Annotated in this window: 10 protein-coding genes; 2 read left to right on the top strand and 8 right to left on the bottom strand. The window is 61.6% G+C overall.

Features of this window, described 5'->3' with window-relative positions:
* Window positions 1–73: 73 nt before the first annotated feature.
* The 4 genes from J2X19_RS15610 to J2X19_RS15595 all read right to left on the bottom strand — a co-directional run bounded on the left by J2X19_RS15610 (window position 74) and on the right by J2X19_RS15595 (window position 5,520).
* Entirely contained in the window at window positions 74–1,342 is a 1,269-nt protein-coding gene (locus tag J2X19_RS15610; protein WP_310374610.1) for a Zn-dependent hydrolase, read from the bottom strand.
* 13 nt (window positions 1,343–1,355) lie between these two features.
* Window positions 1,356–2,798: a dihydropyrimidinase gene (gene hydA, locus J2X19_RS15605; protein WP_310374608.1), complete on the bottom strand. Its 1,443-nt coding sequence runs from the start codon at window positions 2,796–2,798 to the stop codon at window positions 1,356–1,358.
* A 63-nt stretch (window positions 2,799–2,861) separates the two neighbouring features.
* Window positions 2,862–4,169, bottom strand: coding sequence for an NAD-dependent dihydropyrimidine dehydrogenase subunit PreA (preA, locus tag J2X19_RS15600; RefSeq protein WP_116608364.1), 1,308 nt, complete (start codon window positions 4,167–4,169; stop codon window positions 2,862–2,864).
* On the bottom strand, window positions 4,162–5,520 hold the full coding sequence (locus J2X19_RS15595; protein ID WP_310374604.1) for an NAD(P)-dependent oxidoreductase: 1,359 nt from the start codon (window positions 5,518–5,520) through the stop codon (window positions 4,162–4,164). The genes preA and J2X19_RS15595 overlap by 8 nt, the downstream gene beginning before the upstream one ends.
* A 222-nt stretch (window positions 5,521–5,742) precedes the next feature.
* Between J2X19_RS15595 and J2X19_RS15590 the strand changes: the two genes are divergently transcribed.
* Both J2X19_RS15590 and J2X19_RS15585 read left to right on the top strand, forming a co-directional pair.
* A complete protein-coding gene (locus J2X19_RS15590) occupies window positions 5,743–6,972 on the top strand; it encodes a zinc-binding metallopeptidase family protein (protein WP_310374602.1) in 1,230 nt (409 codons plus the stop codon).
* Between the two features lie 145 nt (window positions 6,973–7,117).
* Complete coding sequence (locus tag J2X19_RS15585; protein WP_310374600.1) at window positions 7,118–8,674, top strand: methyl-accepting chemotaxis protein; 1,557 nt, start codon at window positions 7,118–7,120, stop codon at window positions 8,672–8,674.
* Window positions 8,675–8,842: 168 nt separating this feature from the next.
* Here the strand turns inward: J2X19_RS15585 and J2X19_RS15580 are convergent, their stop codons facing one another.
* The 4 genes from J2X19_RS15580 to J2X19_RS15565 all read right to left on the bottom strand — a co-directional run bounded on the left by J2X19_RS15580 (window position 8,843) and on the right by J2X19_RS15565 (window position 12,800).
* The gene (locus J2X19_RS15580) at window positions 8,843–9,310 is read right to left on the bottom strand and encodes a hypothetical protein (protein WP_310374598.1); all 468 of its coding nucleotides are present in this window, start codon (window positions 9,308–9,310) and stop codon (window positions 8,843–8,845) included.
* Between the two features lie 50 nt (window positions 9,311–9,360).
* Window positions 9,361–9,993, bottom strand: a complete 633-nt coding sequence (locus J2X19_RS15575) for a hypothetical protein (RefSeq protein WP_310374596.1) — start codon at window positions 9,991–9,993, stop codon at window positions 9,361–9,363.
* Between the two features lie 10 nt (window positions 9,994–10,003).
* Window positions 10,004–12,010 (bottom strand): hypothetical protein, encoded by a 2,007-nt coding sequence (locus tag J2X19_RS15570; RefSeq protein ID WP_310374594.1) that lies wholly within the window; start codon window positions 12,008–12,010, stop codon window positions 10,004–10,006.
* 271 nt (window positions 12,011–12,281) lie between these two features.
* Entirely contained in the window at window positions 12,282–12,800 is a 519-nt protein-coding gene (locus J2X19_RS15565; RefSeq protein ID WP_310374592.1) for a hypothetical protein, read from the bottom strand.
* Window positions 12,801–12,805: the final 5 nt, after the last annotated feature.

The raw sequence follows: 12,805 nt of genomic DNA, 5'->3' as shown, positions 1-12,805 counted from the left end.
CAATAAGTACGGGCGTCAGAGGTTGGTTTGTCCCAAGACGTCCGCTTGTTAGGCTTAACAGCGAGTCAGTCGCTCAAACCACCCCAGCCCGCTCCAACATCGCATGCAACAGCACATTGCACCCCGCGGTAATGTGCTCCGGCTTCGCATCTTCAATCTCGTTGTGGCTGATGCCATCCTTGCACGGGATGAAGATCATGCCGCTCGACGTCAGCTTGGCCATGTAGACGGCATCGTGGCCGGCACCTGACACGGCGGGCATATTGGAGTAGCCGAGGTTCTTGGCGGCGCGGGCTACGGCGTCTATGCAGTCCTTGTGGAAGGCGATGGCGTTGTAGCTGGACACCAGTTCGATATTCACGTCCACGCCGTGCTCCTGCGCCACTTTGGCGGCTAGGGCTTTGACTTCGTCGGCCATCTGGTCCACCAACGCATCGGTGCTGTTGCGCAGGTCGATGCTGAACTTCACGCGGCCGGGTATCACGTTGCGGCTGTTCGGGAACACCTGCACCATGCCCACGGTGCCGCGGCCGTGCGGCGGGTGGCGGTGGGCGGCGGCCACCACGTCTTGCATGATGTGGGTGGCGGCCAGCATCGCGTCCTTGCGCAGCGCCATGGGCGTGGGGCCGGCGTGGGCTTCCATGCCGGTGACGGTGCAGTCGAACCAGCGGATGCCCAGCACGCCCTGCACCACGCCGATGGTCACGTCGTTGTCTTCCAGCACCGGGCCTTGCTCGATATGGGTTTCGAAGTAGGCGCCAATCGGGTGGTCGCCGGGCTCTTGTTCGCCGACGTAGCCTATGCGCTCCAGCTCGCCTTGCACGCTCTTGCCTTCGGTATCGGTGGCGGCGTAGGCATGCTCCAAGGTGAAGGCCTTGGCGAACACGCCCGAGCCCATCATCACCGGCACAAAGCGCGAACCTTCTTCGTTGGTCCAGAACGCGACTTCGATGGGTGCCTCGGTTTCGATGCCGTGGTCGTTCAGCGTGCGTACCACCTCGATGCCGGCAAGTACGCCGTAGTTGCCGTCGAACTTGCCGCCGGTCGGCTGGGTGTCGATGTGGCTGCCGGTCATGATGGGTGGCAGGCTGTTGTTGCGGCCCGGGCGGCGCATGAAGCCGTTGCCGATCTTGTCGATGGTGACCGTCATGCCGGCCTCTGTGGCCCAGCGTGTGACCAGGTCGCGGCCTTGCTTGTCGAGGTCGGTAAGGGTCAGGCGACACACGCCGCCCTTGGGTGTGGCGCCAATCTGGGCCAGCTCCATCAGCGAGTCCCACAGGCGCGGGCCGTTGATGCGCAGGGCCTGTATTTTTTCAGAGAGAGGTGCAAGTGCGGTGTCCATGGCGGCTCCAGAATTAACGGCTGACGGGGTGGGGCGCATGCAGCGCGGTCTTCTTGGCCAGCGCGTCGAACTGCGGGCCAAACGGTGGGCGTTTCACGTACTTGCCAACGCCGCGCTCGGCGCGCAGGTCGCCATTCGCGTAGACCACCTTGCCCTGGCTCAGCGTGTGGCTGGGCACGCCAGTGACGGTGCGGCCCTCGAAGATGTTGAAGTCGCCCAACGACTTCTGCGTCTTGACGGACAAGGTCTTGGTGCCCGCTGGGTCCCACACCACCAGGTCGGCATCGGCGCCGGCCACCACGCAGCCTTTGCGCGGGTAGATGTTGAACAGCTTGGCAGCATTCGCCGAGGTGATGGCCACGAACTCGCTGGGCGTGAGCCGGCCCGTGTTCACGCCTTCGTCCCAGATCACGGCCAGGCGTTCTTCCACGCCGCCGCAGCCGTTGGGGATCTTGCTGAAGTCGTCTTTGCCGGCGGCTTTTTGCGCGGCGCAGAAGGTGCAGTGGTCGGTGGCCGTGGTGTGCAGATGGCCGGCCTGCAGGCCGTGCCACAGCGCGTCCTGGTTGGTCTTGTTGCGGAACGGCGGGCTCATCACATGGCCTGCGGCGTAGGCGAAATCCGGGTTGCGGTACACGCTGTCGTCCACCGTCAAATGCCCGGCCAGTACCTCGCCGTACACACGCTGGCCGGCGGCGCGGGCGCGGGCAATGGCCTCGGCCGACTCGGCACACGACACATGCACCACGTAGATCGGCACGTTCAGCACATTGGCGATGGCGATGGCGCGCTGCGCGGCCTCGGCCTCCACGGCCGGCGGGCGCGACAGCGGATGGCCTTCGGGGCCGAGGATGCCCTTGGCCTTCATGTCGGCTTGCAGCAGGTAGACCAGCTCGCCGTTCTCGGCGTGCACGGTGGGCATGGCACCGAGTTCCAGCGCGCGCTTGAAGCTGTTCACCAGCGTTTCGTCGTCGCACATGATGGCGTTCTTGTAGGCCATGAAGTGCTTGAAGCTGTTCACGCCCTCGTCCTGCACCAAGGTACCCATGTCGCGGTGCACGCTCTCGTCCCACCAGGTCACGGCAACGTGGAAGCTGTAGTCGGCGGCGGACTTTTCGGCCCATTCGCGCCAGGTGCGGTAGGCGTCCATCAGCGGTTGCTTGGGCGAAGGAATCACGAAGTCGATGATGGTCGTGGTGCCGCCGGCCAGGCCGGCCGCCGTGCCGCTGTAGAAGTCGTCCATGGTCACCGTGCCCATGAACGGCAGCTGCATATGCGTGTGCGGGTCGATGCCGCCGGGCATCACATACTGGCCGCCGGCGTCCACCACCTGGGCGCCCGCAGGTGCTGCCAGGTTGTCGCCGACTTCGGCGATCTTGCCGTCGATACACAGGACATCGGCGCGGAACGCACGGTCGGCGTTCACCACGGTGCCGCCTCGGATCAAAACACTGGACATGGTTGCTCCTGATTAAATAGCTGCTTGCGCAGGTGGAATGTGCGCTAGAGGCACTTTTTATGCCTAAGCAGAGGCGCGCATGGGGTTATTGGCGTGGGTGGTCCAATCCGCATGTTTATCGCTCACGATGAGGCCGGTGCGCAAGTCTTTTTCGCCGGGCTGCAGATCGCGCAGGCTGATGGTGTTGGGCACCGGGCAGACGGTGACGCACAGGTTGCAGCCCACGCATTCGTCTTCCATCACCTCGAAGTGGCGCACACCGTCTTTCATTTTGGTGATGGCCTGGTGCGAGGTGTCTTCGCAGGCGATGTGGCAGCGGCCGCAGGAGATGCACGAGTCCTGGTTGATCACTGCCTTGCTGACGTGGTTCAGGTTCAGGTTCTTCCATTCCTTCACCGTGGGCAGGGCCGCGCCGCGGAAGTCGTCCAGGCTCTTGAAGCCCTTGCTGTCCATGTAGTCCGACAGGCCAGATGCCATTTCCTGCACGATCTTGAAGCCAAACACCATGGCCGCGGTGCATACCTGCACGGTGCCGGCGCCGAGCGCGATGAAGTCCAGCGCGTCGCGCCAGTTGCCCACGCCGCCGATGCCGCTGATCGGCAGGCCGCGGGTCTGCGGGTCGCGGCCGATCTCGGCCACCATGTTCAGCGCGATGGGTTTGACCGCCGGGCCGCAGTAGCCGCCGTGCGAGCCCATGCCGCCGGTCACCGGGCTCATCATCAGCGTGTCTGGGTCGACGCCGATGATGGAGTTGATGGTGTTGATGAGAGACACAGCATCGGCACCGCCGCGCTGGGCGGCGCGGGCCGGCAGGCGCACATCGGTGATGTTGGGCGTGAGCTTCACGATCACCGGCAGCTTGGAATACTGCTTGCACCAGCGGGTGACCATCTCGATGTACTCGGGCACCTGGCCCACGGCGGCGCCCATGCCGCGCTCGCTCATGCCGTGCGGGCAGCCGAAGTTCAGCTCGATGGCGTCGGCGCCGGTGTCTTCGACGCGCGGCAGGATGGCCTTCCAGGATTCTTCGACGCAGGGCACCATCAGCGAGACGATCATCGCGCGGTCCGGCCACAGGCGCTTCACCTCGGTGATCTCGCGCAGGTTCAGTTCCAGGTCGCGGTCGGTGATGAGTTCGATGTTGTTGAAGCCCAGCATGCGCCGGTCATTCGACAGCAGGGCTCCGTAGCGCGGGCCGTTGACGTTGACGACCGGCGGGCCGGCCTCGCCCAGCGTCTTCCAGACCACGCCGCCCCAGCCGGCTTCGAAAGCGCGGTTCACGTTGTAGGCCTTGTCGGTGGGCGGCGCAGAGGCCAGCCAGAAGGGGTTGGGCGTCTTCACGCCGGCAAAGGTGGTGGACAGATCAGCCATGGTTCAATTCCTTGTGCATGCTTTCAGCGGCGCGTTTGCCGTGCTCTACGGCTTCTACGGTCAGGTCGCGGCCGCCGGCGCGGCAGTCGCCACCGGCCCATACGCCCTGCAGGTTGGTTTTGCCGTCTTCGGTGGTCACGATGCGGCCGCCTTGTAGGGCCAGGCCAGTGGCTTGCAGCGGGCTGTCGTCCAGCTTTTGGCCGATGGCCTTGAACACCATGTCGGCGGGCCAGGTCAGCTCGCGGCCGGTGGGCTGCAGCTGGCCGTCCACCAGCGCCTGCTGCGCAAAGCGCACGCCTGTGGCATGGCCGTTGGCGCCCAGAATCTCTACCGGCGCCATCCACTGGTGCAGCACCACGCCGTTGGTTTGCGCCCACTCTTGCTCTGCCGCCGATGCGCCCATGGTTTCCACGCCGCGGCGGTACACCATGTGCACCACCTTGGCACCGAGCAGCTTGGCCTGCACGGCGGCGTCCACCGCCGTCATACCGCCGCCGATGACGACCACGTTGTGGCCAATCGGCACGGTCGCTACATCGGCCGACTGGCGCAACTCGGCGATGAAGTCCACCGCGTTGCGCACGTTTGCCAGTGCCTCACCGGGCACGCCCAGGGCTTGCACCTTGGACAGGCCCAGGCCCAGGAACACGGCGTCGTATTCGGTCTGCAGCTTGTCGAGCGAGGCCGCGCCGTCAAAGCGCCAGTCGTTCTGGATGGTGATGCCGCCAATCTCCAGCAGCCACTGCACTTCCTTCTGCGCGAAGTCGTCCACCGTCTTGTAGCTGGCCAGGCCGTACTCGTTCAGGCCGCCGGCCTTGGGCTTGGCTTCAAAAATCACCACATCGTTGCCCAGTCGCGTCAAGCGGTGCGCGCAGGCCAGGCCGGCGGGGCCGGAGCCCACCACGGCGATGCGTTTGCCGGTGGGGGCTGCGCGGGTGAACAGCTGCGGCTGGGGGCTGGCCATCAGCGCGTCGACAGCGTGGCGCTGCAGTCGGCCGATCTGGATCGGCGTGTCGGTCTGGGTGTTGCGCACACACGACTGTTCGCACAGCACCTCGGTGGGGCAGACCCGGGCGCACATGCCGCCCAGCGGGTTGGCTTCCAGGATGGTGCGTGCCGCGCCGCGCAGGTTGCCATCGGAGATGCTTTTGATGAAGCTGGGCACGTCGATGTCGGTAGGGCAGGCCGTTTGGCAGGGTGCATCGAAGCAGTACAGGCAGCGCTCGGATTCGAGCATGGCCTGGGATGCGTTCAGGGGGGGCGTGGCGTCGGCGAAATGCTGCGCGTACTGCGCGGCGCTGAGGCGGCCGGCGCGGATGTCCGGCGCGGCGGTGGAGGAAGTCTCTGGCACGGTAACTCCTGTGGCTGGGTCTACAGGCGTCGCAGGCTGCACCAATTTGCAGCACGCAACGCCCGGAATTGGCTGGGGGCGTCCAAATCCTGACCAAATGGTCAAGAAGTGCCGACGATATTGCAAAACCCGTGCCATCTGCATAGGGAATCTACCGGGGCCAGATGGCGCTATGTGTGACAAGACACATTGCCGTCACCCGGCTGCGCATAGACTGGGGCCATGGTCTTTACCTCTCCCGTTTTCCGCCCGTTCAACAGCTATGACAGCTTTTGGACCCCCGTGCCCGATGCCGACGGCATGGTCCGCGCCTCGCGCGCCTACCTGTGCCAATGCGGCCGGCCGATCTTCTTCCGCAACAGCGTCTGCCTGGCCTGTGGCGCGCCCCTGGGCTACGAGGTCGACAGCGCGCGGCTGCAGTCCCTGGTGCCGGTGCCAGACCAGCCCGGTCAATGGGCGCTGTGGCACGACACGCAGGGCGGGCACTACCAGCGTTGCGCCAATCTGGATGCCGTGGGTTGCAACTGGCTGGTGCCAGGCAATGCCCCTCCGGGCTCGGTGTGCCTGGCCTGCAGCCTGAACCGCACGGTGCCCGACCTGTCGCAGCCGCAGAACCTGGCCGCCTGGCGCGCGCTGGAGATCGCCAAGCGCCACCTGGTGGCGCAGCTGCTGTCCATGGGCTTGCCGGTGGTGTCCAAGATGACCGCCGACGCCGCGCAGGGCGTGGCCTTCGACTTCTTGCAGCCGCACCCCGACAAGCCGGTGCTGACTGGCCACGACGAAGGCATCATCACCCTGAACATCGAAGAGGCCGACGACGCCCGGCGCGAACAGGTGCGCAACGCCATGGGCGAGCCCTACCGCACGCTGCTCGGGCATTTACGCCACGAGGTCGGCCACTACTACTGGGACCGGCTGGTGCGCGACACGCTCTGGCTGGACGACTACCGCGCGCTGTTTGGCGACGAGCGCGCCGACTACGCTGAGGCCCTGAACCGCAACTACACCCAGGGCCCACCACCCGACTGGGCGCAGCGCTTCGTCAGCACCTATGCCAGCTCGCACCCCTGGGAGGACTGGGCCGAAACCTGGGCCCATTACCTGCACATGGTCGACACCCTGGGCACGGCCATGCGCTTCGGTCTGGATGCGAAAGACGTGGAGCTGCCCTACGCCCCCTTCACCCGCGACGCCCTGTGGCGGCCCGACGACCCGGGGGCCGAAAGCTTCTTGCACATCGCCAACGCCTGGGTCGAGTTGACCGGCGTGCTCAACGAGATGTCGCGCAGCATGGGCGAGCACGACTTCTACCCGTTTGTGCTGACCCCGCCGGTGGTCGCCAAGCTGCAGTTCATCCACTGCGTGGTGGTGCAGGCGCGGCAAACCCAGGCCGCGGAGAACGTGGACCAGACCCAAGCCCAAGCCCAGGTTCAAGCTCAGGGTCAACCCTAGGTGCTATTGAAAAAATAGCTGCTGGCGCTGTAGAAATATGCGCAGGATGCCGATTTAATACATGGGCTGGATGCAGTGCCGCAGGGCGCTACCTATTGCGCCAGCGTGTTGATTCCAGCCATCCCACCCTAGGAGACAAGTCGCCATGTCCGCTTACCGATCCAACCTCTCCATCACCAAACGCCTTGGCCTGGGTTTTGCGCTGATTCTGCTGCTGTCCCTGGTGTCCATGCTGGTCGGCATCACCAAGCTCAACACCTCGGCCCACGCGACCGAATACATCCTGGGCAACCCGATCCAGACCGAGCGCCTGGTCAGCGACTGGTACCGCGACATCCACACCAGTGTGCGCCGCACCACCGCCATCGCCAAAAGCAGCGATCCTTCGCTGGCGACCTATTTCGCGCAAGACGCCGCCACCTCCAGCGAGCGCTCCAGCAAGGCCCAGAAGACCCTGGAAGCGCTGATGAAAACCGACGAAGAAAAGGCCTTGTTTGCCGCCGTCGGCGAGGCACGCAAAAGCTATGTCACCGCCCGCGACGCGGTATCGGCGCTGAAGAAGGAAGACAAGTCCGACGAGGCCAACCAGATGCTGGAGCAAAAATTCGTTCCCGCCGGCAAGGCCTACCTGGATGCGCTGGACGCCATGATGAGCGCCCAGCGCAAAGACATTGACCAGCAAGCCCAGAGCATCGCCGAGAACACCACCCAGGGCCGCAATCTGCTGATAGCCGTGGGCACCGCCAGCCTGCTGTTTGGCGTGGTCTGCGCGTGGTGGCTGGCCGGCTCCATCACCCGTCCGCTGGCCGAAGCCAACGCCGCAGCCCGCCAGGTGGCCGCGGGCGACCTGACCGGCCGCATCCAGGCCCATAGCACCGACGAAGTGGGCCAGCTGCTCACCAGCCTGCAAGACATGCAGGCCAACCTGGTGCGGGTGGTGAGCAGCGTGCGCCAGGGCTCGGAAAGCGTGTCCACCGCCAGCGCCGAAATTGCCGAAGGCAACCACGACCTCAGTTCGCGCACCGAAAACCAGGCCGCCGCCCTGCAGGAAACCGCGGCCTCCATGCAGGAGCTGAGCAGCACCGTGCGGCAGAACGCCGACAACGCGCGCCAGGCCAATCAGCTGGCCATGAGCGCCTCCACCGTGGCCGCCCAAGGCGGCGCCGTGGTTGGCCAGGTGGTAGAGACCATGAAGGGCATCAACGACAGCTCGCAAAAGATTGCCGACATCATCGGCGTGATCGATGGCATCGCCTTCCAGACCAACATCCTGGCGCTGAATGCTGCCGTCGAGGCCGCCCGCGCTGGCGAACAAGGCCGCGGCTTTGCCGTGGTCGCCAGCGAGGTGCGCAGCCTGGCCGGTCGCAGCGCCGAAGCCGCCAAGGAAATCAAGACCCTGATCAGCACCAGCGTGGAGCGCGTGGCCCAGGGCACGGCCCAGGTCGACCAGGCCGGCGCCACCATGACCGAGGTGGTTAACTCCATCCGCCGCGTCACCGACATCATGGGCGAGATCAGCGCCGCCAGCACCGAGCAAAGCACCGGCGTGTCCCAGGTCGGCGAAGCCGTCACCCAGATGGACCAGGCCACCCAGCAAAACGCCGCCCTGGTAGAGCAAATGGCCGCCGCCGCCAGCAGCTTGCAAAACCAGGCTGCTGACCTGGTGCAGGTGGTGTCGCAGTTCAAGTTGGAGGGGCGGTAGGGGCGAGACCGACGTGGTCAGATTCGCATTGCGTGCTGCATAATTGATAGCTTTTGGTGCTTATGGGATAAGCGTAATGGTTCGATTCTCTTTAAGTTGCGACGAAAAATTGCTCAAAAAGTGGTGAACCACCCCGAGGAACACCAGGCGTTGACGCTGCCACCCAATTTATGGTGTCGGTGCAATATCGAGTTGTACTTGTGCAGCTGAGGCGGCCGCTTTTAGCGCAGTAATGTCCTCTGGAGCGCCTACCAGCAGCAGTGCCGTGCGAGTCTTGCCGCCAGACTTGGCCATGTCTCGCAAGGCCGCTTGTACGGTGGCTGCATTCATCGCCACGCTGCTTCCCATGACCGCCAAGGTCGTAGCCGACCCAGTGCGCAGTATTTGCACAATTTGGTCTGCTGCATTGGAGGAAGATCCTGCCTTCAGCGCGGCGATGGCCATTTGATTAGAGAGTGGGTTGGATGTACTCGGTACTTCGATCGCCACCAAGTTGCCTTTTGCAGCCCATGGCGCCATAGCAGCCAGGCGTTGTTGCTGTGTGACAGGCGGCAGGTTGCCGCTCGTGCTGGCACAGCCGCCTAATAGCATGGAGCCCGCTGTGAGCAGAGCGGCGAGCAGTTGGGTGCGGGCCATCATTGTTCGTTTCCTGTTGTCTTAGTTGGGGTGGTGGCAGGTGTTCGGAGTTACTGCACCGGATAGTCCGCCAGCGTCTTACCGTGGGCGGCCAGCGTTTTGGTCACAAATTCGGGATCGAACTTTTGCAGCAAGTGTGCGCAGTCGCCTATCTTCCAATGGTGGAATTCAGGGTTCTTGAGGATTTCGGTGAGATGGGATTTGAGTTCAGGAATGTATTCAGTGAATCCCTCATCTTCGATAAGCCAGAAAATTCTTTTGATCTCAAATTGATTGATGTTTGAAAAAATAATAATTCGTGACACCGGACGTACGATTTTTTTCCTTGCGGTAATTCCATTGCCGTTATCTGAGTTTTTTGCCCAATAGCGAATTAATGCATCTAGTAAATGTTTATAAGTGTCGTCATACACTCGCAGCCGATGTGGCATCCAATTCTCAGCCAATGGCTCGCGATCACATACAAAGCGCTGAATGAAGTCAAAACCTTCATCGTCAGCCCAGCTGCACAAAAGCCGCGCAGCTTCCAAGGCGATGTACTCGTTTGCGTCTTTTAAAAGAATCCTGAGTTTGGGGATTCGATCCTGTGGAATGTCTGCTTCATCGAGGTCCGTCAAATCGCTCGCGTAGCTTGGTAAACCTTGGGGTAAGGTGTACAGCAGATCACTGGTTTCTTTGTTCATGTTTTTTCCATTATTTCTGCGTGGCAGGTGCTATTACTGCCGGCGTAGGTGTCGTCCCATTCGTTATCTTGATATAGGTGCTAGGAATGCAAGGGGAAATCAGACACTCACCGTCGCGCTGGGTATTTGCTAAATCGTCCCTTGCTCTTTTAAGGCTATCACTGTTATTTTTTGACGGATTGTTATCAAACCGCCGTTGGGCCTCCGCTACTCTGTTTTCTAATGCCTCCTGCACTGTGCTGGGCGGGATGATTTCAATATTTTGAGCTGCCTGCCCCGAGTTGACATCACGCTGCAGATTACGCGTATCAATTTCGATTTTCTGCGAACCGTAAACCTTCGGTGCTTCTGCTGAAGTTGGATCAGTAGTGGAGATCAGAGAGCTATTCTGCGAGTTGCCGCCCCGCACTTGGCTTTGAATGCTCCCCGTCCCTGCTGGGTTAGCAGACACCAGATCACCTTGTTCGTTGATAAAGGCTTTCAGCGCACCTTTATCGTTGGTCGTAGCAGCAAAGTTGTTGTCACTGCGGGTTACGACTGCCGGTACGTTTATGGGGGCCGTGTTGTTGACGTACTGCAAGGTGTCATCGGCGCGGACGTTGTTTTCTATGCGTGCCGCATTGATCACCTTCTGCTCCGCCGCCACGGCCGCCCCATTCAGAGAATTGCTGATTCCCACAGTCACCCCATACCCCACGGCCCCCAGCACGGCGCCCGCGGCGGTGTCTATGACGGCTTCCGTGGGATTCACCGTACCAGTGGTGATGAGCTGCACCGCAACGTTGTTGCCACCGGCCAAGGCGGCGCCCGTCGCCATCGAGCCCAGCAGCGTTGTCGGTGCCGCCGCTACGCCTGCGGCCAGCACGGCGGGCGTCAAGGCGATATTGGTCGTTGTGCGGTCCAGGCTGGCGTCGATCTGCGAACCTGTGCGGTTGTCGTTTGCAGTGGGCAATACGCCTGCCGCGCATTCCGCTGTGATACAGCCGTTGGCATTCGGCGTGGGACCGCTGCTGCTATTGGTCTTTGCTGAAGCCAGCGGTGTCTTGACGATCAGGTTGGTGATCTTGGGATCTGCCAAACCTTGGTTCAACCGGGGCTGGTTCTTCTGCTCGACGGTGGCATAGAACAGTTGTTGCTGGCCTTCGGTGCCCGCCAGGGTCAGTGTGCCGTTCTGTTGCATGTACTCAACCTTGAGCGTCTGCAGAAAGTCATTTGCCGCTTTGAAATACGGCACGTTCCCGTCCATGTTGTTGTCCAGCTGGTTTTGCGCTGTATTGGCCAGCATGGCGGTGGCCGCCTCAACCTGAGCGGCTGTCGGGTTACTCGTGCCATAGACCGTCTGGGCAAACCGCTTGGCGTTGTCCTTGATGAGTTTGGTTTCCACCGGATGCAACTGCCGGTTATTCGCATCCACCCCCAGTGCAGTCGTCGCACCCGTCACGCTGCCGCCACTGGCTACCGCACCCACGCCAAGCGCCACCCCCTGCATCGCCACAGTCGCCAACCCCTGGGCCACGCTGGCCGGCAGGCCAGCGCTGACCAGACCGGTCTGCAGACTGGTTTGCAGCTCGTTCAATGTCGGCGCCGCGCTGGCCACGGCGGCGGCGCCCAGCGCACCACTGACCCCACCACCCAGCGCCCCCATCACCGTGTGCGCAATCACCCGCCCCGTGCCGCCTTCCTTCCAGGTGTCGTAGTTGGCTTGATACTGCGGGTTGTTCAGATCGGCCGTGGCTTTGTCCACGGTATAGCCGTTGGCTTCCATCTGCTTGAGCTGTTCTTGCTGCTGTGCCGTCAAGCTGTCCGGGGCGAGGGCTTGCTTTTCCTTCAGGCCGAGGTATTTGTCGGCATCGGTAATCGGCTGCATCTGGCTGGCCGCATAGTTGGCCACCGCCAGCGGCGCCTGCTGGCTGAAGGTCTGGGTGATCTGCACCTGTGCCTGCACATCGGCCGTCACCTTGTCCTTGTCAAAAATCGTTTGGATGCCGGTTTCTTTGTCACCGTTAGCGGCACGCAACGAGACAGTGCAATCACCGGGCAAAAGTCACTGTCCGCACAGGACGGGAGGTGACACGCCTGGATGCGGGGATTTGCATAAAAAGCAAGCAGGGCGGCATTGAAAAGAGTTGCGGACTTGCCCGGTGAGGGGAGGGAGAAGACGCAAATCTCGTGAAACTTGCAAGTTGCGGACTCACCGCATATGTCGCAAGCTACAGAATGTATGAATGCACAGGTTGCTGAAATCGATTTTTTGCGACACCACAGGCCCATTTGCGGAATCGCGCTACCTAAGCCACTGATTCCATCCAAAACGGCGAACCGTCAAGAGCATCATATTCTTCAAGCGGTCGTTTCTTCTCAATCATGAACCATGGCTGATCTGCTATAACGAATCGTACAGCTTCGTATTTATACCCTGGGTACGTCTTGAATCCTTCATAATTAATTTTTGCCGACTCAACGCAGTGCGCGAAACTTTCAAAGTATTTTTCAAATACATCGGTCAACGTGGATTTTCTTGGATCAAGCCTTGTTTGATCATTTTCCATTATTCCTTCTGGCCAATTTATAGTCGTACTGGAAATGGTTGAAAACGCTATTTTTACTTGATTCATTAGTGCAGAAGCCAAGTCCAGTTCTTCGAGCTTGAGATAACGTCGATATAGCCTATCTGTTAGGTAGCTCCAATTTTTATCAGGACTCTGCCGGGCCACATATTTATTGAGGTAGTCAAAAAATAACTGTACATCTGTGACGGGGCCAACTTCAAAGAGGGCGCCACCACCGGTAATTCCTATAACTTTCATGATGT

Origin of the sequence: Rhodoferax ferrireducens (assembly GCF_031458075.1) — a bacterium.
In the GTDB taxonomy this organism is placed as follows: Bacteria; Pseudomonadota; Gammaproteobacteria; order Burkholderiales; family Burkholderiaceae_C; genus Rhodoferax_B; species Rhodoferax_B ferrireducens_A.
The sequence above is the reverse complement of the archived record's forward strand: the minus strand, read 5'-3'. Positions and strand labels throughout refer to the sequence as shown.